At 70.7% G+C, this 21,572-nt stretch carries 27 protein-coding genes; 21 read left to right on the top strand and 6 right to left on the bottom strand.

All coding sequences use genetic code 11. The features are described from left to right. Positions 1-133: 133 nt before the first annotated feature. Positions 134-1,156 (bottom strand): LacI family DNA-binding transcriptional regulator, encoded by a 1,023-nt coding sequence (locus ACFYW9_RS10740; RefSeq protein ID WP_328450918.1) that lies wholly within the window; start codon positions 1,154-1,156, stop codon positions 134-136. A gap of 23 nt (positions 1,157-1,179) precedes the next feature. After that, positions 1,180-1,998: a response regulator transcription factor gene (locus ACFYW9_RS10735; RefSeq protein ID WP_351860286.1), complete on the bottom strand. Its 819-nt coding sequence runs from the start codon at positions 1,996-1,998 to the stop codon at positions 1,180-1,182. Between the two features lie 252 nt (positions 1,999-2,250). Between ACFYW9_RS10735 and ACFYW9_RS10730 the strand changes: the two genes are divergently transcribed. The 9 genes from ACFYW9_RS10730 (at position 2,251) to ACFYW9_RS10690 (ending at position 8,276) form a co-directional block, all read left to right on the top strand. Then, positions 2,251-3,129 carry an alpha/beta hydrolase family protein gene (locus ACFYW9_RS10730; RefSeq protein ID WP_389147471.1) on the top strand — a complete coding sequence of 293 codons (879 nt, stop codon included), beginning with the start codon at positions 2,251-2,253 and terminating at the stop codon, positions 3,127-3,129. 88 nt (positions 3,130-3,217) lie between these two features. Further along, positions 3,218-3,472, top strand: coding sequence for a MoaD/ThiS family protein (locus ACFYW9_RS10725; protein WP_355759864.1), 255 nt, complete (start codon positions 3,218-3,220; stop codon positions 3,470-3,472). Positions 3,473-3,480: 8 nt separating this feature from the next. Further along, on the top strand, positions 3,481-4,656 hold the full coding sequence (locus ACFYW9_RS10720) for a hypothetical protein (RefSeq protein ID WP_389147467.1): 1,176 nt from the start codon (positions 3,481-3,483) through the stop codon (positions 4,654-4,656). 169 nt (positions 4,657-4,825) lie between these two features. Continuing rightward, positions 4,826-5,569 carry a DUF2993 domain-containing protein gene (locus ACFYW9_RS10715; protein ID WP_389147464.1) on the top strand — a complete coding sequence of 248 codons (744 nt, stop codon included), beginning with the start codon at positions 4,826-4,828 and terminating at the stop codon, positions 5,567-5,569. Between the two features lie 419 nt (positions 5,570-5,988). Beyond that, positions 5,989-6,069 carry a putative leader peptide gene (locus tag ACFYW9_RS10710; protein ID WP_350310325.1) on the top strand — a complete coding sequence of 27 codons (81 nt, stop codon included), beginning with the start codon at positions 5,989-5,991 and terminating at the stop codon, positions 6,067-6,069. A 148-nt stretch (positions 6,070-6,217) separates the two neighbouring features. Further along, a complete protein-coding gene (locus tag ACFYW9_RS10705; RefSeq protein ID WP_351860277.1) occupies positions 6,218-7,063 on the top strand; it encodes a sulfurtransferase in 846 nt (281 codons plus the stop codon). Positions 7,064-7,093: 30 nt separating this feature from the next. Then, entirely contained in the window at positions 7,094-7,381 is a 288-nt protein-coding gene (locus ACFYW9_RS10700) for a DUF1416 domain-containing protein (RefSeq protein WP_054232391.1), read from the top strand. Positions 7,382-7,601: 220 nt separating this feature from the next. After that, a complete protein-coding gene (locus ACFYW9_RS10695; protein WP_328450930.1) occupies positions 7,602-7,865 on the top strand; it encodes a DUF3099 domain-containing protein in 264 nt (87 codons plus the stop codon). 15 nt (positions 7,866-7,880) lie between these two features. Further along, on the top strand, positions 7,881-8,276 hold the full coding sequence (locus ACFYW9_RS10690) for a VOC family protein (RefSeq protein ID WP_389147458.1): 396 nt from the start codon (positions 7,881-7,883) through the stop codon (positions 8,274-8,276). Positions 8,277-8,327: 51 nt separating this feature from the next. Here the strand turns inward: ACFYW9_RS10690 and ACFYW9_RS10685 are convergent, their stop codons facing one another. Next, positions 8,328-8,690, bottom strand: a complete 363-nt coding sequence (locus tag ACFYW9_RS10685; protein ID WP_326786978.1) for a DsrE family protein — start codon at positions 8,688-8,690, stop codon at positions 8,328-8,330. A gap of 125 nt (positions 8,691-8,815) precedes the next feature. On the opposite strand from ACFYW9_RS10685, the gene ACFYW9_RS10680 reads away from it, so the two are divergent. The 6 genes from ACFYW9_RS10680 to ACFYW9_RS10655 all read left to right on the top strand — a co-directional run bounded on the left by ACFYW9_RS10680 (position 8,816) and on the right by ACFYW9_RS10655 (position 14,024). Next, entirely contained in the window at positions 8,816-9,625 is an 810-nt protein-coding gene (locus tag ACFYW9_RS10680) for a hypothetical protein (protein ID WP_389147454.1), read from the top strand. Next, positions 9,622-10,575, top strand: coding sequence for a hypothetical protein (locus tag ACFYW9_RS10675; RefSeq protein ID WP_389147451.1), 954 nt, complete (start codon positions 9,622-9,624; stop codon positions 10,573-10,575). Before ACFYW9_RS10680 ends, ACFYW9_RS10675 begins: the two co-directional genes overlap by 4 nt. Then, a complete protein-coding gene (locus ACFYW9_RS10670) occupies positions 10,572-11,585 on the top strand; it encodes a hypothetical protein (protein WP_389147448.1) in 1,014 nt (337 codons plus the stop codon). Before ACFYW9_RS10675 ends, ACFYW9_RS10670 begins: the two co-directional genes overlap by 4 nt. Positions 11,586-11,847: 262 nt before the next feature. Further along, positions 11,848-12,423, top strand: a complete 576-nt coding sequence (locus ACFYW9_RS10665) for an FABP family protein (protein WP_389147445.1) — start codon at positions 11,848-11,850, stop codon at positions 12,421-12,423. A 76-nt stretch (positions 12,424-12,499) separates the two neighbouring features. Beyond that, positions 12,500-12,934 (top strand): transcriptional repressor, encoded by a 435-nt coding sequence (locus ACFYW9_RS10660; protein WP_351860266.1) that lies wholly within the window; start codon positions 12,500-12,502, stop codon positions 12,932-12,934. A gap of 124 nt (positions 12,935-13,058) precedes the next feature. Continuing rightward, a complete protein-coding gene (locus ACFYW9_RS10655) occupies positions 13,059-14,024 on the top strand; it encodes a YgfZ/GcvT domain-containing protein (RefSeq protein WP_389147441.1) in 966 nt (321 codons plus the stop codon). 3 nt (positions 14,025-14,027) lie between these two features. Here the strand turns inward: ACFYW9_RS10655 and dtd are convergent, their stop codons facing one another. Then, positions 14,028-14,453 (bottom strand): D-aminoacyl-tRNA deacylase, encoded by a 426-nt coding sequence (gene dtd, locus ACFYW9_RS10650; RefSeq protein ID WP_328450948.1) that lies wholly within the window; start codon positions 14,451-14,453, stop codon positions 14,028-14,030. Positions 14,454-14,647: 194 nt separating this feature from the next. Here dtd and ACFYW9_RS10645 point away from each other — a divergent pair, with 194 nt between their 5' ends. From ACFYW9_RS10645 to ACFYW9_RS10635, 3 genes are all read left to right on the top strand, one after another. Further along, positions 14,648-15,301 (top strand): AmfC protein, encoded by a 654-nt coding sequence (locus tag ACFYW9_RS10645; protein WP_389147436.1) that lies wholly within the window; start codon positions 14,648-14,650, stop codon positions 15,299-15,301. Between the two features lie 274 nt (positions 15,302-15,575). After that, on the top strand, positions 15,576-16,550 hold the full coding sequence (locus ACFYW9_RS10640) for an asparaginase (RefSeq protein ID WP_389147433.1): 975 nt from the start codon (positions 15,576-15,578) through the stop codon (positions 16,548-16,550). A 235-nt stretch (positions 16,551-16,785) separates the two neighbouring features. After that, entirely contained in the window at positions 16,786-18,081 is a 1,296-nt protein-coding gene (locus ACFYW9_RS10635; RefSeq protein ID WP_389147430.1) for a GNAT family N-acetyltransferase, read from the top strand. A 178-nt stretch (positions 18,082-18,259) separates the two neighbouring features. Here ACFYW9_RS10635 and ACFYW9_RS10630 read toward each other — a convergent pair whose 3' ends face one another. Beyond that, positions 18,260-18,445 carry a hypothetical protein gene (locus ACFYW9_RS10630; RefSeq protein ID WP_389147427.1) on the bottom strand — a complete coding sequence of 62 codons (186 nt, stop codon included), beginning with the start codon at positions 18,443-18,445 and terminating at the stop codon, positions 18,260-18,262. Positions 18,446-18,736: 291 nt separating this feature from the next. Between ACFYW9_RS10630 and ACFYW9_RS10625 the strand changes: the two genes are divergently transcribed. Continuing rightward, positions 18,737-19,570 carry a GntR family transcriptional regulator gene (locus ACFYW9_RS10625; RefSeq protein WP_351860255.1) on the top strand — a complete coding sequence of 278 codons (834 nt, stop codon included), beginning with the start codon at positions 18,737-18,739 and terminating at the stop codon, positions 19,568-19,570. Here the strand turns inward: ACFYW9_RS10625 and ACFYW9_RS10620 are convergent. Continuing rightward, the gene (locus ACFYW9_RS10620; RefSeq protein ID WP_261702068.1) at positions 19,560-19,754 is read right to left on the bottom strand and encodes a hypothetical protein; all 195 of its coding nucleotides are present in this window, start codon (positions 19,752-19,754) and stop codon (positions 19,560-19,562) included. The two genes, ACFYW9_RS10625 and ACFYW9_RS10620, sit on opposite strands and share 11 nt — an antisense overlap. Before the next feature lie 189 nt (positions 19,755-19,943). On the opposite strand from ACFYW9_RS10620, the gene ACFYW9_RS10615 reads away from it, so the two are divergent. Both ACFYW9_RS10615 and ACFYW9_RS10610 read left to right on the top strand, forming a co-directional pair. After that, complete coding sequence (locus tag ACFYW9_RS10615; RefSeq protein ID WP_389147423.1) at positions 19,944-20,828, top strand: GntR family transcriptional regulator; 885 nt, start codon at positions 19,944-19,946, stop codon at positions 20,826-20,828. Continuing rightward, positions 20,828-21,565, top strand: coding sequence for an HAD family hydrolase (locus ACFYW9_RS10610; RefSeq protein ID WP_389147421.1), 738 nt, complete (start codon positions 20,828-20,830; stop codon positions 21,563-21,565). Before ACFYW9_RS10615 ends, ACFYW9_RS10610 begins: the two co-directional genes overlap by 1 nt. Positions 21,566-21,572 lie beyond the last annotated feature (7 nt).

Genomic DNA, 21,572 nt, shown 5'->3' with positions numbered 1-21,572 from the left:
ACCTGTCACGGCACACGGAGATCCCCGCGTCCCCTCAGGGGCGCGGGGATCTCCGCTGTCGTCCGTGTGTGGTGTCCGTCCGTGGGGTCCGCACCTGCGGTGCGCGGGGGCGGCGGGCCGCCCCCGGAGGGGCCTACTCGCAGCCGCAGGACTGGCGTACCACCAGGCGCGAGGGGAACAGCTTCAACCGCTCGCGGCGGGAGCCGGGCACCCGCAGCCCGTCGTCCAGTACGAGGTCCACGGCCGCGCGGGCCATCGCCGGCCGGTCCGATGCGATCGTTGTCAGAGGAGGATCGGTCAGGGCCGCCTCCTTGACGTCGTCGAACCCGGCGACCGCGAGCTGCCCCGGCACGTCGATGCGCAGCTCGCGCGCGGCGCGCAGGACACCGATCGCCTGGTCGTCCGTGGAGCAGAAGATGGCCGGCGGCCGGTGCGGTCCGGCGAGCAGTTCGAGGCCGACCTTGTAGGCGTCGTACCGGTTGTACGGAGCCTCGAAGAGGCGTCCCTCGGTCGGCTTGCCGGCCTCCTGCATGGCACGTCGCCAGCCCTCGACGTGGTCGGAGACGGGGTCGCCGACGGCGGGGGTCTCGGCCGTACCGCCGAGACAGGCCACGTACTCGTACCCGTGCTCCAGGAGGTGCCGGGTGGCGAGCTGGGCGCCCCCTATGTCGTCGGTGACGACGGCGACGTCGTCGATCGCCTCGGGGCGCTCGTGCAGGAGCACCACGCGGGCGTCCCACGCGTCGATCTCGGCGGCCGCGTGGTCGTTCAGCGCGTGGCTGACGAGGATCAGTCCGGAGACCCGCATGCCGAGGAAGGCGCGCAGATAGTGCACCTCGCGCTCGGCGATGTAGTCGGAGTTGCCGACCAGGACCATCTTCCCGCGCTCGGCGGCGGCCTGTTCGACGGCGTGCGCCATCTCCCCGAAGAAGGGCTGGCGCGCGTCCGGCACGATCAGTCCTATGAGCTCGGTCTTCCGCGAGGCCATGGCCTGGGCGACCCGGTCGGGCCGGTACCCCAGCTCCTTGATCGCGGCGAGAACACGCTCGCGCGTGGCCGGGGCGACCGGCCGGGGTCCGTTGTTGATGACATAGCTGACGACGGCGGTGGACGTACCCGCCAGTCGCGCCACATCATCCCTAGTCACCTTGGCCACGCGCGGAGTCTACGCGGATGGACCTACCTCTGGGCAGGGCGTACGGCGGCTTCCTGGGGCTCCACCGCTGCCCGCGCCGGGGCGGCGTCGTCCGTGTGCGCCGTCTCGTCCGCATCCTCCGGCTTTGGCTGGGCCGCTTTGGCCTTCGCCCCGTCCGCGGCGCGCTCCACCTTCTCCGGGGTAACGAATCGGTAACCGACGTTCCGGACGGTTCCGATCAGCGACTCGTGCTCGGGTCCGAGCTTCGCGCGCAGCCGCCGCACGTGGACGTCGACCGTCCGCGTACCGCCGAAGTAGTCGTAGCCCCAGACCTCCTGGAGGAGCTGGGCGCGGGTGAAGACGCGGCCCGGGTGCTGCGCGAGGTACTTCAGGAGCTCGAACTCCTTGAAGGTCAGGTCGAGGACCCGGCCCTTGAGCTTGGCGCTGTAGGTCGCCTCGTCCACGGAGAGGTCGCCGTTGCGGATCTCCATCGGGGAGTCGTCGTTGACGATCTGCTGGCGGCCCATCGCGAGCCGCAGGCGCGCCTCGACCTCGGCGGGGCCCGCCGTGTCGAGGAGGACGTCGTCGATGCCCCAGTCGGCCGTGACGGCCGCGAGGCCGCCCTCGGTCACGACGAGGACGAGCGGACAGCCGGGTCCCGTGGAACGCAGCAACTGGCACAGGCTGCGGACCTGGGGAAGGTCACGTCGTCCGTCGATCAGGATGACGTCGGCACCGGGGGTGTCGACGAGGGCCGGGCCTTCGGCCGGCGCCACGCGCACGTTGTGCAGCAGCAGGCCGAGAGCGGGAAGCACCTCCGTCGACGGCTGAAGGGCGTTGGTCAGGAGCAGGAGAGAGCTCATCGAGCCTCACCCACTCGGGTCGTCCTGCCTTCGTGCACGGTTCGCTCGCCCATAACGTCTGGTTCCTCCTCGGTCCCTGCGAGGACGTTTGCGGCACTGCCCTGTACATGCGGCTCCCGCGTCTCCGGGATCCGCCGCGCCTTCGCGGCCCGTACACCTGCGGTTTCCCGCTTCGTATACAACGCTTCCGAAAGCACAAAAGGACCCGGGGGCTACTCTGCCCGAGTCCTCATGCCCAGCAGAATAGCCCACATGAGCTCAGGTCCGGCAGGTCAAGTGACGCGATCTTTCAAGAGTCCACGCCTTGAGACGACGCCGCGCGTCCCTTCGCGGACGTTTCTGCGCACGGTCGACGGCGTGACGATCGATGCGGCGTACGACCCCGGAGCGGAGTCTTCCGGTGACCTTGCGTTCATCGTCGCACACGGATTCACGGGCGGTCTGGACCGTCCGCACGTCCGCCGCGCGGCCGGCGTCCTCGCCCGCGAGGGGGCGGTGGTCACCTTCTCCTTCCGTGGTCACGGCGGATCGGGCGGCCGTTCCACGGTCGGTGACCGTGAGGTCCACGATCTGGCGGCGGCGGTCGCCTGGGCGCGTGAACTCGGGCACACCCGGATCGTGACGGTCGGCTTCTCGATGGGCGGCTCGGTGGTGCTGCGGCACGCGGCGCTCTACGGCGGGAAATCCGCGGGTGGTGAGCCGGGGCCCGGCCTGGAGCACGAGGGGCGCACGGAGGCGCGTACGGACGCGGTGGTTTCGGTGAGCGCGCCGGCCCGCTGGTACTACCGGGGTACGGCCCCCATGCGGCGGGTGCACTGGCTGGTGACCCGTCCGGCGGGCCGGATCGTGGGCCGGGTCGGTCTGCGGACCCGTATCCACCACCAGGACTGGAACCCGGTGCCGGCGTCCCCGGTCGAGTGCGTCCCGCACATCGCGCCGACCCCGCTCCTCCTCGTCCACGGCGACCGGGACGGCTACTTCCCGGTCGACCACCCGCGCATGCTGGCCGACGCCTCCGGCGGGCACGCCGAACTGTGGCTGGAGCACGGCATGGGGCACGCGGAGAACGCCGCCGCCGACGGCCTGCTCGGCCGTATCGCGGGCTGGGGCGCCGCCCATGCGGGAATTTGACGACAGGAACTAGCCTGGCGGGGTCCACGCGCACAGGTGCGCGGACTCCATACACACGAGCACACCAGATCGCTGATTGAGGAACGAGATGGCAAAGGGCACGGTGCGTTACTGGGCCGCCGCCAAGGCCGCGGCAGGCGTCGGCGACGAGCCGTACGACGCCGGCACGCTCGCCGAGGCGCTCGACGCGGCCCGCGAACGGCACCCCGGCGAATTCGTCCACGTCCTGCGGCGATGCTCGTTCCTGATCGACGGTGATCCCGTGGGGACCCGCGGGCATGAGACGGTACGGCTGGCCGAGGGCGGCACGGTCGAGGTGCTCCCGCCGTTCGCAGGAGGGTGAACGAGACGATGAGCAACCAGCCGTACGAGGGTCGCCGCGAGGGATACGACCCGTATCAGCAACCGCAGGGACACCCGTCCCAGGAGCCCCAGCAGCACGCCGACTGGCCGCAGCACACCCAGCAGTGGGAGGGGCGGACCTGGGAGACGCAGGCGCAGGCACCGGTCCAGGAGGCCGACGCCTCGTACCTGCCCCCGCAGGGCTACCAGACCTACGGCGAGTCCCAGGGGTACGGCGGCGCCGCGGGGGCGACCCTGCCGCCCGAGGCCCCGGCGCAGCCGTGGAACCCGGGCCACGCTCCGGCCGCCGACGGCCCGGCGGACCCGTCCCGCCCCGGCGGGACGCTCCGTGACGGCGGGACCCCGCCCGAGAGCGTGAGCGAGGCCGGCGTCGCCTACGGGCCCGCGACGGTCACCGGGCAGAGCCGGATCACCGACGCGCAGCGCGCCCGCGCCGAGGGACGGTCGCCGGTCATCGAGCCGGGCATCCAGCCGGCCGCGCTGACGGCGCTGCTCGCGCTGCTGCTCTCGGGGACGGCGGCGATCGGGGAGTACGCGCTCGTCGTGCCGCTCGTCCTGCTCCAGGCCGTCACCGCGGCCGGCTGGTTCCGGCTGAACGGGATGTGGCCCGCCCGGCAGGGCATCGCGCTGGCGTTCCTGGGCGCGGTGACCGCCGACGTGGCGCTGCTCGTGGCCGGCCGGGAGAACGCGCCCGCCGCGATCCTCGGCACCCTCGGCGTGTGGGTCCTGCTGACCCTCGTGCTCCAGCTCCGCAGCCACGCCGACCCGGACACCCGGATGTACGGCCTGATGGCGACCGTCGTCTCCGCGGCGCTGTCGATCATCGCGGCCGGTCATCTGGCGGCCGAGCCGGACGCCGTCACGGTGGGCGCGGCCGCGGTCGCCGCGGCGATCCTGGCCCGGGCGCTGCCGCTGCCCACGGCGGTCTCCGTGGGCGTCGCGCTGCTGGCCGCGGCCGGTGCCGGCATCGGGGTCGGGGGGATGACGGACCTGGGCGCGCAGGGCGCCTTCCTGGGCGCTTGCGCGGGCGTCTGCGCGCTGATCGGGCACCGGGTGGCGAGCTACGACTACCCGTCCCGCTTCGTCCACTTCACCGCGGGTGTGGCGCTGCCGCTGGCCGCCACCGCTCCGGCGGTCTACCTGCTCGGCCGCGCGCTGGGCTGATCGCCCGGTCGTGCGGCCGGTTGCGGTCGTGCGGCCGCTCGAATTCGTCACAGGTGATCGACAACCACTTCGAAGGGCCCCCGATTCGGGGGCCCTTCGGGGTTAGGCTCGCGTTCGGTGGCCACTCGGCCGTCCAGACGGGGCCGTCCCATGTGGGGGAACAACGAGCATGCGCGCACTGCGAATATCCCTGATTCTGTTAGTCGTTCTCGGCGGACTGTTCGTGCTCGCCGACCGGGTGGCCGTCGGGTTCGCGGAGGACGAGGCGGCGGACCGGATCAAGAGCACGGAAGGCCTCACCGCCACCCCCGACGTGTCCATCGAGGGCTTCCCCTTCCTGACCCAGGTCGTCGGCGGCGAACTCGACGACGTGAAGATCGGCATCAAGGACTACGAGGCGTCGACGGGCGGCACGGGCTCCTCCGCGGGCACGATCCGCATCGACGACCTCGACGCCGAGATGCACGGTGTCGCCTTCAGCGGCGACTACAGCTCGGCCACCGCGAACAGCGCCACGGGCACCGCGTCGATCTCGTACGCCGAGCTTCTCAAGGCCGCCAAGCCCGAGCCCCTGGACATCGGGTTCGGCATCAAGACCCAGGTCACGGGCCTCTCCGACGGCGGCAACGGCAAGGTCAAGGTCGCCGTCGAGGTGACCGTCCCCGGCTCCAAGGCGTCCAGGACACTCTCGGTGCTCAGCTCCGTGTCCGTCTCCGGCGACACGGTGAAGGTGCACGCCGATTCCCTGCCCAAGCTGGGCGTCCAGCTCGCCGAGGGCCGGATCCGCTCGATCACCGACTTCCAGCAGAAGATCGAGCAGCTGCCGGGCGGTATCAAGCTCGACAAGGTCGAGGCGGCTCCGGACGGCGTCGAGATCTCGGTGAAGGGTTCGGACGTCAGGCTGGTCGGGTAGAAGCTCGACCGGACCGGAGCGTTCGAAGGCAGCGGTTCTAAGACAGCGGTTCTAAGACAGCGGTTCGAAGGTTCCGGCCGACCGGTCCGGGGCGGCGTGACGGTCCGAGCGGCCCGGGCAGACGTGAGCGTTCCGCAGGCCCGGGCCGGCGTGAGCGTGCCGCCGGTCGGACGGGTGAGTGTGCCGCCGGTCAGGGCCGGGCCGGACCGGCGGGAAGCCCTCCGACGGGGGCGTTGTCCGAAAGGCGAGACGGCCCCGTCCGTACCGCAGATGGGCTGCCGGGACGGAGACCGGCACGGGCCCCGGAATCCGTGCGGGACGGACTCCGGCGGCCTTTCCGTTTCACAGTGCGGACGATCGCGTCTCAGCATCCGACACACCGGTGACATGCCCGCCTGTCCGTCCCTACGATCGGACCCATGAAGCGACAGGCGGACCTCACGAAGCGGCGGGCAGTAGACCTGTGCCGCGTCGCCGCCATGCTCTGTCGCACCTTCTGAGCGGAAGCGTTTCCGTCTTCCGCGAGCCGGGCCCCTGGACCTCTCTTGTCCGGGCCACGATTGCGCCGCGCAGCCCTCACCGGCATGCAGCACCGCGCAGCCTCTCCATCGCACCACCCCGCCGCAACTGCCCCGGAGGAGAACGAGCATGAGCCGCAGCGACGTCCTGGTAGACGCCGATTGGGTCCAGGACCACCTGGACGACCCGAACGTGGCGGTCGTCGAGGTCGACGAGGACACCTCGGCGTACGAGAAGAACCACATCAAGAACGCCATCCGGATCGACTGGACCAAGGACCTCCAGGACCCGGTCCGCCGTGACTTCATCGACCAGGAGGGCTTCGAGAAGCTCCTCTCGTCGAAGGGCATCGGCAACGACACGCTGGTCGTCCTCTACGGCGGCAACAACAACTGGTTCGCGTCCTACGCCTACTGGTACTTCAAGCTCTACGGCCACGAGAACGTGAAGCTGCTCGACGGCGGCCGCAAGAAGTGGGAGCTCGACTCCCGCGACCTGGTCGACGGCTCGCAGGTTCCCGACCGCGCCGCCACCGCGTACAAGGCCAAGGCCCAGAACACCGCCATCCGCGCCTTCCGTGACGACGTCGTCGCCGCGATCGGCTCGCAGAACCTGGTCGACGTCCGGTCGCCCGACGAGTTCAGCGGCAAGCTGCTCGCCCCGGCGCACCTGCCGCAGGAGCAGTCGCAGCGTCCGGGCCACGTCCCGAGCGCCCGCAACATCCCGTGGTCGAAGAACGCCAACGACGACGGCACCTTCAAGTCGGACGACGAGCTCAAGGAGCTCTACGCCGCCGAGCAGGTCGACCTCGCCAAGGACACGATCGCCTACTGCCGCATCGGTGAGCGTTCCGCGCTCACCTGGTTCGTGCTGCACGAGCTCCTCGGTGTGCAGAACGTCAAGAACTACGACGGCTCCTGGACCGAGTACGGCTCCCTCGTCGGCGTGCCGATCGAGCTCGGCGCCAACAAGTAACCCCCAAGGCCTGAAGGACGGAATCGAAATATGTGTGGAGCGAAGGCCGGCGGCCCCGACGCCTCGACGATCAAGCCCGGTGAGACCACGATCCAGGGTCAGGTGACCCGCGACGGCGAGCCGGTGACGGGTTACGTCCGTCTGCTGGACTCGACCGGCGAGTTCACGGCGGAGGTCCCCACCTCCGCGACGGGCCAGTTCCGCTTCTACGCGGCCGAGGGCACCTGGACCGTCCGCGCGCTGGTCCCCGGTGGCACCGCCGACCGCACGGTCGTCGCCCAGACGGGCGGCCTCGCCGAGGTCGCGATCGCCGTCTGAACGGAGGACCGCCGTCGATGACGGCAGTCGACCGAACGGCCGAAGGGCCGCGCCCCCGGGGGTTGGACGCTTACCGGATCGGGGTGCGGCCCTTCGGCTTGCCCGCGCGACACCCACGCCGCCCGCTCGCCCGTGCCCCGGCCCGTGCTCCGGCCCGTGCCCGCCCTCCGGGGCCCGTCGGCACTGCGCCGGACGGGTTGCCCGGGCCTACGCTGGTGGTATGTACGCGCGCAGGCGTCATCTGTATTTCGCCATGATGGGGACGTGCGTCGTGCTGTTCGTCCTCGCCTGGGCAGTCGTACGGCTGTGGTCGGTCCCCGCGGCCGTCGCCATGTGCGTGGTGGCCATGCTGATTCCGCCGGTGGCCGCGATGGTGGCCAACCGGCGGGGGCCCGAGGACCGATGGTGGGACGACCCGTCCGGGGACCCGAAGTCCGACGAGTGGTGGGACGAGCTGGACGGCAAGAAACGGCGGCAGCAGTAGGAGCGGAAGGCGTCTATGTCGCGTACGAGGTTGTCCACCGTGGTGCTCGACGCGCCCGATGCCCATGAACTCGCCGGCTTCTACCGGAGGCTGCTCGGGTACGAGGTGCGGGCCGAGGAACCCGACTGGGTGCTCATCGGCCCGCCGTTCGGAGAGGTCGCGCTCGCCTTCGAGACCGAACCGCTCTACACACCGCCGGTGTGGCCCGCCGGTCCCGGCGACCAGCGGATGATGCTCCACCTCGACATCGAGGTCGACGACCTGGCCGAGGAGACCGTCCGTGCCGTGGAGCAGGGCGCCCGGCTCGCGGAGCATCAGCCCCAGGAGGACGTACGGGTGCTGTTCGACCCGGCGGGTCACCCCTTCTGCCTCTGGGTGGACACCCGCGGTCGGCGCGGACGGGGTCAGTAGCGGCGCGCGGACCGACGGCGACGAGCGCCGCCCCCGTCGGCGGAACGCCGGTCAGTAGACCAGCGCCTGCGTCCCGTCCGCCATCGCCTCCTGCACGAACACCTGCGCACCGGCGATCCGTACGCCCTCCAGGACGTCCTTCTCCGTGATGCCGCGCCGGGCCGCGCACTGGGTGCACAGGGTGATGCGCCCGGCCGCCAGGATCGAGTCGATCAGATCGGGCAGCGGTGCCGCGTGCGGCAGCTCGAACTCGGCGGCGCGGCCCGGCAGCGCGAACCAGGAGGACTCGCCGGTCAGCCAGAGGGAGACCTCCACACCGCTGGCCACGGCCACCGCGGCGACGGTGAACGCCTGTGAGCACCGCTCCGGGGCGTCGGCCCCCGCCGTCACCTTGATCACGAGCTTGTTCGCCATGGTCGCCATGGTAGTCCGAGGTAATCCGAATCGTGATCAACATCCGTGCAACCTCATGTATCAGCCATGGGTCTCTTGTGCGCGCGGATACGGAATCCGCACTTCATGTTCTGTGGGGGGACGTCTTGGTAGTACCTGAAGGACCCGAAACACCGGAAAGACCGAGCGCGCCCGACGACGTGCCGGTCGCCGATCCCGGCACGGCGCCGGACGCTCCGTCAGGGCCCGGGCCCCGTCGGCGCGGTCGTACGACGCTGCTCATCGCCACGGCCGCCGTGCTCGGCCTCGTCGCCGGTACCTGCGCCGGATATCTGGTCCAGGCCGACCGCGAGCCCACGAAACTGCCCTCGCTGTCGCAGCCGGTGGTGGCCCGGGCCAAGGGTCCCGGTCCCGAACCGCTGTCCGCCGCCCAGGACCACCGGGTGAAGACGGACGGCGACCTGCGCGAGCTCCTGATCGCCCGGCCCAAGGGCGCGAAGGCGGGCGGCTGGGCGGGCAACGACGGCTGGATGAGCCTGACGGAGTACGCGCACTCCTACAAGAAGCCGGCCGGCGCCTTCACCCAGCTCATCGGCGACCAGTTCCGCCGCGCGGCCGTCGTCACCTGGAGGCAGGGCGGCACCTACTCCGTGGAGATCCGCCTGGTGCAGTACCACCAGGAGGAGGACCTCAAGGCCTCCGAGGCCGCCGAGAGCGGGTACTACTGGGCGGAGAAGGAGTCCGGCACCAAGAGCTGGTCCGTCCCCGGCACCGAGGACGGCATGGCGTACGTCCACACCCGGCCCGACACGAAGCCGGGCTACCTCCCGATCTACTCGGCGGAGGCACACGCCTGGCGCGGAGACGTCGCCATGGAGGTCTGGATCTACGACAGCAAGCCGATTCCCAAGGACAAGATCATGGATCTGGCCAAGCGGCAGGTGGGGCGACTGTGAGCGAGAACCCAGCCGAGAACCCCGCCGAGAACATCGCCGCGGGCATCGGCGAGAAGCCCACCGAGAACATCGCTGAGAAGCCCACGGAGAATCCGGCCGGGAATCCGGCCGGGAACGTCGCCGACAACCTCGCCGAGAAGCCGGCCGAGAACCCCCTCGCCGGGCTTCCCGGGGAGCCGGTCGGCGAGTCCGCCGCGCCCGGGCGGCGGTTGTGCCTCGGCCGTATCGCCGCCGTCTCCGGTGCCGTCCTGCTGGTCGCGGCGGTGCTCAGTGGTGTCGGCTACACCGTCGTGACCGTGGACGGGGCGGACCGTGATCCCGGGAAGCCCACCTGGCGTTTCCCGAAGGCCGCGAAGGACAAGGACGAGAACGCCGGGGCGGCCACCGGGCTCGCCGGCATGCTCCTGCCCTACGGCGATGCCTACACGCGCGGCCCCGACCTCTCCGAGTTCGGGACGGACGCGGAGCTGAGCGGCGGTCAGGCCACCGCGCTGCGCAAGGAGTCGCTCCGTGACCTGCCGCGCACCCAGCGGCGGCAGCTGGAGAAGGAGATCGACAAGGAGCGCATCAAGGGCGTGGTGATGCGCAGTTACCTGAGCACGGACGCCTTCGGCGCCGACTACGAGAAGTCCTTCACCGCGAGCGTCACGCTGTCCCGGATGGAGAACCAGCGGACCGTGCGGGACATCTCGACGAAGCAGATCCGGCTGCTCGACGCGCTCGGCATCTTCCGCAAGGGCCCGAAGGTCGAGGGCCACAAGAACGCCGGCTGCTTCCTGCCGCCCAAGGACAGTTCCGAGAAGCTCGACATGATGGTCTGCTCCGCGTACACGGGAGACGTACTGGTGAGCGTGACCGTCTCCGGCGTCAAGCCGCTGGACGGCCCCGCCGTCGCCCGCTTCCTGTCCGCCCAGCTCGACAGGATCACGGACCCGGGGGAAGCCGTATGACCGAGAACCTTGCTACGCCTGTCGCTTCGGAGGAATCTTCCGAGGTGCCCGCCGAAGCAGCACCGGAAGCAGCTCCGCAAGCGCCTCCGCAAGCGCCTCTGCCGGTGTCGTCGGAAGCGCCGTCGCCCGCGCCGTCGGAAGCGGCAGCCGCCGTGTCCCCGGCCGAACCGCGCCAGGCCGAACCGCTCCAGGCCGAACCGGCGGGGCAGACAGAGCAGGCGGATCAGGCAGGACCCCCGGTGAAGAAGGACCGTCGGGTGCTCAGGGCCGTGCTGCGCTGGACCGCGGCCGCCGTCGTGTTCGCGACGGTCGGCACAGGCGCCGCGTACGGCATCACGGAGCTGCCGCGCACCGACGTCCCGGGCCTCGCGACCGCCTCCGACGGGCGCTGGGACTACCCCGAGATCCAGCTGCCCCCGCTGCCGTCGGGCAGCCAGGCCCCCTTCGCCGAGGCGAACAAGGCGGGCGTCCACCACGCCGACCTGCGCAAGCTGCTGCTGCCCGCTCCCGAGGGCGCGAAGGCCGACAAGGACCTGCGCGGAGCGGACGGCTGGCTGCCGAAGGCGGACTTCCTCGCCGCGTACGCCTCGAAGGACGACCGCGATCACATCGGCCAGCTGCTGACCGACTACGCCCTGCGGCACATCGCCGCTCGCGGCTGGACCACCCCGGACGGCACGCACACCCGGATCTACCTGCTCCGGTTCGACACCGCCACGGTCGTCGACGAACTCCACCAGGACGAGTTCACGAGCTGGGACTTCCCGAGGTTCGAGCTGCGGGGCGCGGCCTCCATGCACAGCGACGAGGTTTTCGCGGACGTCGCCCAGTTCGGCGGCATCGCCCGCTACGCGTACACGGAGACCAAGCCGTACGGCGCCGAGCAGGTCAGGCAGGCGTACCTGGCGGCCGGGGACACCCTCGGCCTGGTGGTGCAGTCCCGCAAGGGCTCCGCGCGGGCGATCCCCTTCCAGCAGACGGTGGTTCTCCAGAGTCAACTGCTCGGCTGAGTGTGAAGGACCCGACAGGGCCCACCTGGAAGAGAGTGCCGGGCCCCGGCCGCGTAAGCTGGGGCCCGGCCTTTGTGTACCTCCCCAGTCCCGGCCGCGCCCGGGCGGGGACCCGTTCCGCTCACCGAGGAGCACCCCGTGGAGATCTTCTTCGAAACCCTGCTGGTCCTGGTCTGCGTCGGCGTGCTCGCCTTCGCGGCACTGACCGTGAAGAAGCTGTACCAGGGCCAGCGCTGACCCCCATCAAGGAACTGTTCAGCTCATGATCGAGATCCCGTCGGACCTCCACAAGGACCTGGTCCCCCTTGTCTTCCTGCTCGGCGACTGGGCCGGAGTCGGTGTCCACGACTTCCCCGGCTCCGAGAAGTGCAACTTCGGGCAGGAGGTCAGCTTCACGCACGACGGGCGGGACTTCCTGGAGTACCGCTCGCACAGCTGGGTGCTCGACGAGAACGGCGAGAAGGTCCGGCCGCTGGAGACGGAGACCGGCTTCTGGCGCGTCGACGCCGAGCGCAAGGTCGAGGTCGTGATGACCCGCGACGACGGCGTCGTCGAGATCTGGTACGGCGAGCTGGCCGACAAGAAGCCGCAGATCGACCTGGTCACCGACGCCGTGGCCCGCACCGCCGCCTCCGGTCCCTACAGCGGCGGCAAGCGCCTGTACGGCTATGTGAACAGCGACCTCATGTGGGTCGGCGAGAAGCAGACCCCCGAGGTCGAGCTGCGTCCCTACATGTCCGGGCACCTGAAGAAGGTCGTCACGCCGGAGGACGTCGAGCGCTGGGCCAAGGCCCTGCCCGACGACATGCCGGACGACGGGATCGCCTTCTTCAAGTAGGAGGCCGCGGCGCGGTCCCGAGCCGCCGTACCGTTCCCCAGGGCGGTGCCCACCGGAATGGTCCTAGACTTCCAGTGTGGTGAGCACCGACTGGAAGAGCGACCTCAGGCAGCGCGGCTACCGGCTGACGCCCCAGCGCCAGCTTGTCCTCGAGGCAGTGGACACCCTGGAGCACGCGACCCCCGACGACATCCTCGGCGAAGTGAGGAAGACGGCGTCGGGGGTCAACATTTCCACGGTCTACCGGACCCTGGAGCTCCTGGAGGAGCTCGGGCTCGTCAGCCATGCCCATCTGGGGCACGGCGCGCCGACCTACCACCTGGCTGACCGGCACCATCACATCCACCTCGTCTGCCGCGACTGCTCGAACGTCATCGAGGCCGATGTCTCCGTCGCCGCCGAGTTCACCGCGAAGCTCCGGGAATCCTTCGGCTTCGAGACCGAGATGAAGCACTTCGCCATTTTCGGCCGCTGCGCGGACTGCCAGGCCCAGCAGGCCCAGCAGAACTGACAGGCCCAGCAGAACTGACAGGCCCGGCAGAGCTGACAGAGCCGGCAGAGCTGACAGAGCCGGCAGAGCTGACAGAGCCGGCAGAAATAAAATCGGTGACCGCGCGGTCGTAGTGTGTATGTCCATGAAGAGTTCCCTCCTGTCCCTGCCCGGCGCCGTTCCCGCCGAGGGCGTGGACGAAGGCGTCGCCGCCCACTACGGCGACCTGTTCCGTGAGCAGCGCGCGCTCGCCGACGGCGTCGGCTTCGTGGACCTCTCCCACCGCGGTGTCGTCACCGTCACCGGGGACGACCGGCTGGCCTGGCTGCACCTGCTGCTCACCCAGCACGTCACCGACCTCCCGGCCGGCCAGGCCACCGAGGCGCTGATCCTCTCCGCGAACGGCCACATCGAGCACGCGCTGTACCTCGTCGACGACGGCACGACGGTGTGGATGCACACGGAACCCGGCGCCCAGGAGGCACTGGTCGCCTACCTGGAGTCGATGATCTTCTTCTACCGGGTCGAAGTCGCCGACCGCACGGCCGACTTCGCGGTCGTCGAGCTTCCGGCCGGTTCGATCGCCGAGGCCCCCGAGGGCGTCGTCGTCCGCGAGACGCCGTACGGCCGTGATCTCTTCCTGCCGCGCGCGGACCTGGACTCCTGGGCGGAGAAGGCCGGACCGCCCGCCGGGCTCCTCGCCCACGAGGCCCTGCGCGTCGAGCAGCACCGGCCCCGCCTCGGCTTCGAGACCGACCACCGCACCATCCCGCACGAACTGGGCTGGATCGGTACCGCGGTGCACCTCCAGAAGGGCTGCTACCGCGGACAGGAGACGGTCGCCCGCGTCCAGAACCTGGGCAAGCCCCCGCGCCGCCTGGTCTTCCTGCACCTCGACGGCAGCGAGGTCGTCCTGCCCCCGCACGGCACCGAGCTGCGCGTCGCCGACGAGGCCCCCGACGGCCGCACGATCGGCTTCATCACCACATCCGTACGCCACCACGAACTCGGCCCGATCGCGCTGGCCCTCGTGAAGCGCAACGTGCCCGTGGACGCCCCGCTCATGGCGGACTCGACGGCGGCGGCCCAGGAGGTCGTCGTCGAGCCGTAGGGCTCACATCTCCAGGAGGACGGTGAACGGGCCGTCGTTCGTCAGGGAGACCCGCATCCGGGCGCCGAAACGGCCCGTGGCCACCGTGGCGCCCAGAGCGCGGAGCTGGGCGACGACCTCCTCGACGAGGGGCTCGGCCACATCGCCGGGGGCGGCCGCGTTCCAGGTGGGGCGGCGCCCCTTGCGGGCGTCGCCGTACAGCGTGAACTGGCTGATGACGAGCAGCGGCGCGTCGATGTCGGAGCAGGACCGCTCGTCGGCCAGCATCCGGACGGACCAGAGTTTGCGGGCCAGTTGGGCCGCCTTCTCCTTGGTGTCCTCGTGGGTGACCCCGACGAGGACGCACAGGCCCTCACCGCTGATCTCGCCGACCGTCTCGCCGTCCACGACGACGCTCGCGCCGTCCACTCTCTGCACCACCGCACGCATGCGGACCATGATGCCGTGTCACGGTCCCGTCGCGCGGTGCGGGCCCTTCGCGTGATTTTCCGGGGTAACCAACCCGCCATCTGGGGCCGATCGGGTCACTCGGGCACATAGCGGCCATCTGGGGTGGCACCATGCGGGGTGTTGCGGTCCGGCCGTTGGGCGGACCGCGCCGGTCGAGGGGACGGTAGAGGTACATGAGCACATCGAGGACCGGGCAGACCGGAGCCGTGTCATTGACCCGTACGAACGCACGGGCGGAAGCGATGACGGCCCGGACGCCGGTGCAGCGCACCGACAGCGGCCCGCTGGCGGCGGATCCGGCCCCGACCGGCATCACCGTGCTCCGGCTGCCCGAACTGCGGACGCTGCGCCGGGACGCCCAGCGGGACGAGGCCGACCTCAGCTATGTCCGGCGGCTGCTCCAGGGACGCATCGACATCCTGCGCGCGGAGCTCGCGCGCCGCGGGGAGCACCGGATGCCCGCCCCGGCCTCCGGACACCTCTCGCCGGTGGGCCGGGGGAAGCCCTCCGTCGTCGAGCGGCTCTCGGAGATCCTCACGGACGCGCCGGCCCGGTACCGCTCCTCGGCCCGCCATGTGACCGTGGGCACGCCGCACGGCGAGGAGTACCGGGCGCTGGCCGCCGACATGCTCGCCGAGGTGGAGCTGTCGGACCTGGAGGCCCGTACGGACGAAGAGCTGGGCGCGGGGCTCGGCCGACTCGTCCGTTACGAGCAGCAGGTCTCCCGGCGGCGCCAGCAGCTCCAGCGCACGGCCGACGATTGCAGCGCCGAGATCGCCCGCAGGTACCGTGAAGGGGAAGCACAAGTAGACGACCTGCTCATGTGACGTGGCGGCCCCGGTGATCCCGGGGCCGAGGGGCGCGCCGGAATCCAGGAGGCGCGCTTCCGCTCCACGCGGGCGGGGGCGCGGTCCGGGACACGACCCGGCTCCCGCCTTCCGAGCGGGTCCCTGTTCCGGAAGGCCACCGCCGATGTCCGCAGCTCCCCGCACGCCCGAAGACCCGCCCATATCCGACGGCACACCGGGTGTACCGGGTGAGGCCGGTGCACCGGGCGCCTCCGGTACCCCCGGCACGGCTCGTACGCCCGGCACGGCTCCCGTGTCCGAGAGGACTCCCCGGTCCGGTACGTCCGACGTGCTCCCGGTGCTCGCCGAGGTCGTGCGCTCCGGCTTCGTCGAGGGGCACCACCGCGGCAGCCTGGTGGTGCTGGCCGCTGACGGGGCGGTCGAGCTGGCGCTCGGCGACGTGGCGGCACCCGTCTTCCCGCGCTCGTCGAACAAGCCCATGCAGGCGGCCGGCGTCCTGCGCGCGGGCCTCGACCTGGCCGGGGAACGCCTGGCCCTGGCCGCCGCGAGCCACTCCGGCGAGATCTTCCACCGTGACCTGGTCCAGAAGATGCTCGTCGAGCACGGGCTGGACGCCGGGCAGCTCCAGTGCCCGCCGGACCTGCCGCTGGACCCCGTCGAGGCCGAGACCTACCTCGCCTCCGGTGCCGTGCGCGACCGGGTCACCATGAACTGCTCCGGCAAGCACGCGGCGATGCTCGCGGTGTGCGCGCAGCGCGGCTGGTCCACCGAGTCCTACCTCGATCCCGGGCACCCCCTCCAGCAGCTCATCCACTCCGTGGTCGAGGAGGCCGCCGGGGAGCCCGTAGCGGCGGTCGGCACGGACGGCTGCGGGGCGCCCCTGATGGCGATCACCCTCACGGGTCTCGCCCGCGCCTTCCGCTCCTTCGTCCTCGCGGCCCCCGGTTCCGCCGAACGCCGGGTGGCCGACGCCATGCGCGCCCACCCCGAGTACGTCGCCGGCACCCGGCGCCCCGACACCTGGCTGATGCGCGAGGTCCCGGGCGCCCTGTCCAAGATGGGCGCCGAAGCCGTCCAGGCGGTCGCGCTGCCCGACGGCCGCGCCCTCGCCTTCAAGATCGACGACGGCGGGGGCCGGGCACTGGGCCCCGTCCTGGCCCGCGCTCTGGGACTGCTGGGCGTGGAGGGGCCGGTGGTGACGAGGATCGGCAGCGCGCCCCTGCTGGGTGGCGGCCGCGAGGTGGGGGAGATCCGGGCGGCTTTCTGACCCGGGGGCGGGTGTGCCGGACCTCGGATCCGCAGGGCTTTCCGGCCCGGAACCGGGGAGTGTCCGGCAGGGGATCCGTGTGGCCTTCCCGGTCCGGGATCGGGATGCGTCCGGTCCGGGATCCGTGCGGCGCTCCGCCCTGACCGGGATCAGGGCGGGGAGGGGAGGAACGGCCGGGAGGGGCCGTGTGAAAATCCGCGCGACACCCCGGCCGGGGTCCGCCTAGCGTGGCTCCATGACCCCGCATGATGCCAGCGACGCCATCGATGCCACAGACACCGCGGACACGATCGGCGTACGGCCGATCACCGCTTCTGATCTCCCCGACTGGCTGCGCGCCGTGAAGACGGGGTTCCTGCAGGAGCCGGTCATCTCGGACGAGGACGTCGAGAACCGTAGATCGGCGTTCATCCTGGGGAGGACACAGGGCGCGTTCGACGGCTCCCGCTGTGTGGCGACGTTCAGGTCGTTCCCGCAGGAGCTCACCGCGGTCGGTGGCGCCGCCGTCCCCGCGGACGCGATCTCCGGGGTGACCGTCTCGCCCACGCACCGCCGCCGGGGACTGCTCACCCGCATGATGAAGGCCGACCTGGCGGCGGCGAGGGAGCGGGGCGACGTCGTCGCGACACTCATCGCCGCCGAGTACCCGATCTACGGCCGCTACGGCTTCGGCCCCGCGACCACCACCACCGAGTGGACCGTCGACGTACCGCGCACCGGACTCGACCCCCGCTGGGCGGGTCCGGCGGACGGCGGCCGTGTCGACCTCCTGGACGCCGAGGACGTCCGCAAGGCGGGACCCGAACTGCACGAGCGGTTCCGGCGCGACCGGCCGGGCGCGATCAGCCGCGACGCCCGCTGGTGGCAGATGAACACCGGCCTGCTGAGGTTCGGCGGCTTCCCCTGGAAGGAGCCGTTCTACGCCGCGTACCGCTCGGCGTCGGGCGAGATCGAGGGCCTCGTCTCCTACACCTCGGACGACGAGTGGGGCGACTCCAACCAGCCCCACAACACGGCGGAGGTGAACTGGCTGCTCGCGGTGACGCCGGCGGCCGAGCGCGCCCTGTGGGGCTACCTCTGCTCGATCGACTGGATCACCCGGGTCAAGTCCGGCCGGCGCGCCCCCGACGACCTGCTGCCGCTGTTCCTGCCGGACCCGCGTGCCGCCCGTGTCACCAGCCAGTCGGACTGGCTCTGGGTGCGGATCCTGGATGTCGTACGGGCTCTGGAGGCGCGGACGTACGGGACCGCCGGGACGCTCGTGCTCGACGTGACGGACGAGAGCGGGCCGGACGGAGGCCGCTATCGGCTCCGGGCCGCGTCGGACGGTACGGCGGCCTGCGCGCCGACCACCGAGGAGGCGGACCTGTCGCTCTCCATCGCCGATCTGGCGACGCTGTGGCTCGGGGACGAGTCCGCGGTGCGGCTGGCGGCGCTGGGCCGGGTCCGGGAACGGCAAGAGGGCGCCGCCCGTCTGGCCGACGCCCTGCTGCGGACGTCCAGGCGACCGTGGTGCCCGGACATCTTCTGAACTGCGGCTGCCTGTAGGGACGTTCTCCTTTCCATGCGGGTGTCGACTGCCGGTACTGCAGATCCGTAGCGATTCAGTTGTGGTGGTGCGGGGTGACGCGGTGGTGCGGACCGACCATGCTCCCGGCTCCCCTCCGGAGGGGAGTGTGGTCGGCCGGACCGGCGGACGTGGCGTCCGCTCAGCCGGACTGGGCGAGCAGCATCACGAGGATCACGGCCCCGATGCCGCTGATGGTGGCGTTCCGGGCCTTGAGCCCGACGGACAGCGCGACGAACGCGATGATGCCCATCGGTCCGTACTCCCACTGGATGAGTTGCTCGAATCCGATGGCCAGGGCGGCGACGGCGAGGGCGATGAGCGGCATGACGGTCCCTCCTTCGGGACGGGGAGGCGGACCCCCGCTGAGGACCGTCCGCCCCGACCGCCCGGCATCCAGGCGGAACTTCGGCGGCCAACCCTCCGGAAGTTTGACCATGTTGAACAAGTTGGCGACCAACTCACTCTTGGTTATCTCCGTGTTGGGACGACTCATAACCACCTGTCCGGCAACTGCCAAAAGATGGCGGGAAGTTGTAGTGTTCTGGTTGTGGAGCCGAAGCATGCCGTCGTCAACGGACGGAACAGGTCACCACGGCCGCCGAGGTCACACCGAGAGGTGGCCGACGAGCTGCGCAGCCGGATCAGGTCCGGTCAGCTGCGGGCCGGCCAGCGCATGCCGACCCAGGCCAGACTGGCCGACGAGTTCGGCGTCGAACGCGGCGCGGTGCGCCAGGCGCTGCGCATCCTTCAGTCGGAGCACCTGCTCGTCAACGTGTCCAAGGGGAGCCCGGCGACGGTCGCGGACCATCCCGAGCGGGCTCTGACCGGGCCGCAGGACAAGCCGCAGTCCACCGTGGTGGCGCTCGCCCCGCGGATCACGGCGGCCTTCGAGGTCCCGCACGTGGAGATCGACGCGCTGTGTCTGACCGCCGTGTCGCTCACCCTCGCCATGGGCGAGCCGTTGCGCGAGATTCACGCGGGACGCATAAAACCGGCCAAGGTCGACGTCCGGGTGCTGCTTCCCAGCCGGGACATCGACCTCGCGTTCCCCGCGCCGGTCGACGACATGACGGACGACCGTCCGCGGCGCCGCTGGCTGGCCCAGCGCAACGCCCAGGTGCAGGTGCTGCGGCACAACCTGATGGCGCTGCGCGCCACGCACGCCATCGACGTGCGGGTCTCCTTCCGCGCGCTGCCCTTCACCCCGCCCGTGAAGCTGTACCTGCTCAACGAGTCCGAAGCGCTCTTCGCGTACTACACGCTCGCCCGGCGGGGCGAGGAGATCGACCACGAATACCTGGAGATGTACGACGCCGAAGGCACGCAGTCGATGCTGTTCCCCTTCGGGCAGGGGGTGGGACTGCGGGACACCACGTTCGTGGAACAGTCCCACCTCTGGTTCAACGCGCTGTGGGAGACGATCAGTTCGGAATTACTGATCACGAACTGACGGCCGGTCCCGCCATCAGCAGGGCCAGGACGACGGCCCCGATGGTGCTGCACGTGGGGTTCTTCGCCTTGATCCCGATGGTGAGCAGCAGCAGTCCGACGATGCCCGTCGGGCCGTACCGCCATTGGACGAGTTGCTCGAAGCCGACGACGAAGACGGCGGAGAGGAGGGCGATGGCGGGCATGGTGGTTCCTCCTGCTTCTCTTCGGTGACCTGCTCGGGGTGCTCTGTGCCACGGATGGGCGAGAGGGAGGCAAAGCTTCCGCCATCTTGGCCGAGTTGGCAGCCAACTCTGGTTAGGTTGTCCCCACTTGGTAAGTGTCGATAAACAACTTTCGAGTAACTCCCCAAAGATGGGAGAGAGTTGTACCGTTTGGTCGTGACTCAGGAGAACGTTGTGGCGAGTGACAGCAGCAGAAGGCTTTCGCCCCAGGAGATCGCCGACGTCCTGCGGGAGCGCATCCGCACCGGCGAGCTGAAGGCGGGCGACCGTCTGCCCACCCAGGCGGAACTGGCCGACGAGTTCGGCGTCGAGCGCGGCACCGTCCGGCTGGCCCTGCGCGAGCTCCAGGAAGGCGGCCTGCTGAGCAACGTCAGCAAGGGCAGTCCGCCGCGGATCGCGGAAGTCGCTCCCACCCGGAACGGACCCCAGCCGACCATGGTGGGCCTCGCCCCGCGTATCACCGAGGCGTTCTCCGTCCCCCATGTGCGGATCGACGCGGCCTGCCTCACCGCGGAGACGCTGATGGTGGCGCTCGCCGAGCCGGTCCGCCAGATCCACGACGGAAGGATCCGCCCGGAGCGCATCGACGTACGGATCCTGCTGCCCAGCCGGGAGATCAACCTGGCGTTCCCCGTCTCCGTCGACGACCGGGGCGACGAGGACCCGGTCCACAAGCGCTGGCTGGACCAGCGCAACGCCCAGGGCCACGTCCTGCGCCACAACCTCCAGTCCCTGCGCTCCTCCCACGGCATCGAGGTCCATGTGGCCTTCCGGGCCCTGCCCTTCACCCCGCCGGTGAAGCTGTACCTGCTCAACGGGTCGGAGGCGCTGATGGCGTACTACACGATCACCAGGCGGGAGGAGGAGATCTCGGACGACGAGAAACTGGACATGTACGACGCCCTCGGCACCGAGTCCCTGCTCTTCTCCTTCGAGAAGCGGGCCGGCGGCCGGGACACCGCGTTCGTGGACGAGTCCCAGAAGTGGTTCAACGCCCTCTGGGAAACCATCACCAAGGACCTCAGACTCTCGTAGTGACTTCTGATACGACGCAGACTGATGCGGTGGCGACACAGACGGAGAACCTGCGGGACACGATCACCGGCGCGCGCTTCGTGCTCTTCGACTTCGACGGGCCGGTATGCCGCCTGTACGCGGGGCACGCCGCCGAGAAGGTGGCCAGGGATCTGGTCGAGTGGCTCGAACAGCAGGGGATGCGCAGGCTGCTGAGCCCGGAGGAGCGTGAGCACGCCGATCCGCTGGCGGTCCTGCACGCGGTCAACCGGCGGCGTCCGCGCAGCGACCTGGTGGCCGAGCTGGAGGAACGATTCACCCAGCAGGAGCTCAAGGCGGTGGCCAAGGCCTGGCCCACCGAGTACGCCGACGCGGTGATACGGACCTGGCGGGCCGTCGGCGCCCGGCTGGCGATCGCCACCAACAACTCGCCCCGCACGGCCTCCCGTTATCTGGAGGGCCGCGGTCTGTCCGAATGCTTCGCGCCCCACGTCTACGGCCGCACCCGGAACCTCGACCACCTCAAGCCGGACCCGAACTGCCTCAACCGGGCCCTGAACGCCCTCGGCGCGGATCCGTCGAAGGCGCTCATGATCGGTGACGCCCCCTCGGATCTGCACGCCGCCCGGAGCGCCGGGGTTCCGTTCCTCGGCTACGCGCGTCACCCCGACAAGGAGAAACTGCTCCGGGACGCCGGAGCCGAGCATGTGGTGGCGTCGCTGGAAACGGTGCTGCAAACCCTGCGGGGTCAGCTGTGAAGGGCGC

This window comes from Streptomyces sp. NPDC002698 (assembly GCF_042888945.1).
GTDB lineage: Bacteria > Actinomycetota > Actinomycetes > Streptomycetales > Streptomycetaceae > Streptomyces.
This window is presented reverse-complemented; position numbering and strand designations above follow the sequence as displayed.

Excerpts from the sequence above, each read along its gene's own strand:
- ACFYW9_RS10735 (WP_351860286.1), bottom strand. The coding sequence starts at position 1,998 with ATGAGCTCTCTCCTGCTCCTGACCAACGCCCTTCAGCCGTCGACGGAG.
- ACFYW9_RS10730 (WP_389147471.1), top strand. The coding sequence starts at position 2,251 with ATGAGCTCAGGTCCGGCAGGTCAAGTGACGCGATCTTTCAAGAGTCCA.
- ACFYW9_RS10725 (WP_355759864.1), top strand. The coding sequence starts at position 3,218 with ATGGCAAAGGGCACGGTGCGTTACTGGGCCGCCGCCAAGGCCGCGGCA.
- ACFYW9_RS10720 (WP_389147467.1), top strand. The coding sequence starts at position 3,481 with ATGAGCAACCAGCCGTACGAGGGTCGCCGCGAGGGATACGACCCGTAT.
- ACFYW9_RS10715 (WP_389147464.1), top strand. The coding sequence starts at position 4,826 with ATGCGCGCACTGCGAATATCCCTGATTCTGTTAGTCGTTCTCGGCGGA.
- ACFYW9_RS10710 (WP_350310325.1), top strand. The coding sequence starts at position 5,989 with ATGAAGCGACAGGCGGACCTCACGAAGCGGCGGGCAGTAGACCTGTGC.
- ACFYW9_RS10705 (WP_351860277.1), top strand. The coding sequence starts at position 6,218 with ATGAGCCGCAGCGACGTCCTGGTAGACGCCGATTGGGTCCAGGACCAC.
- ACFYW9_RS10700 (WP_054232391.1), top strand. The coding sequence starts at position 7,094 with ATGTGTGGAGCGAAGGCCGGCGGCCCCGACGCCTCGACGATCAAGCCC.
- ACFYW9_RS10695 (WP_328450930.1), top strand. The coding sequence starts at position 7,602 with ATGTACGCGCGCAGGCGTCATCTGTATTTCGCCATGATGGGGACGTGC.
- ACFYW9_RS10690 (WP_389147458.1), top strand. The coding sequence starts at position 7,881 with ATGTCGCGTACGAGGTTGTCCACCGTGGTGCTCGACGCGCCCGATGCC.
- ACFYW9_RS10685 (WP_326786978.1), bottom strand. The coding sequence starts at position 8,690 with ATGGCGAACAAGCTCGTGATCAAGGTGACGGCGGGGGCCGACGCCCCG.
- ACFYW9_RS10670 (WP_389147448.1), top strand. The coding sequence starts at position 10,572 with ATGACCGAGAACCTTGCTACGCCTGTCGCTTCGGAGGAATCTTCCGAG.
- ACFYW9_RS10665 (WP_389147445.1), top strand. The coding sequence starts at position 11,848 with ATGATCGAGATCCCGTCGGACCTCCACAAGGACCTGGTCCCCCTTGTC.
- ACFYW9_RS10655 (WP_389147441.1), top strand. The coding sequence starts at position 13,059 with ATGAAGAGTTCCCTCCTGTCCCTGCCCGGCGCCGTTCCCGCCGAGGGC.
- dtd (WP_328450948.1), bottom strand. The coding sequence starts at position 14,453 with ATGCGTGCGGTGGTGCAGAGAGTGGACGGCGCGAGCGTCGTCGTGGAC.
- ACFYW9_RS10645 (WP_389147436.1), top strand. The coding sequence starts at position 14,648 with ATGAGCACATCGAGGACCGGGCAGACCGGAGCCGTGTCATTGACCCGT.
- ACFYW9_RS10635 (WP_389147430.1), top strand. The coding sequence starts at position 16,786 with ATGACCCCGCATGATGCCAGCGACGCCATCGATGCCACAGACACCGCG.
- ACFYW9_RS10630 (WP_389147427.1), bottom strand. The coding sequence starts at position 18,445 with ATGCCGCTCATCGCCCTCGCCGTCGCCGCCCTGGCCATCGGATTCGAG.
- ACFYW9_RS10620 (WP_261702068.1), bottom strand. The coding sequence starts at position 19,754 with ATGCCCGCCATCGCCCTCCTCTCCGCCGTCTTCGTCGTCGGCTTCGAG.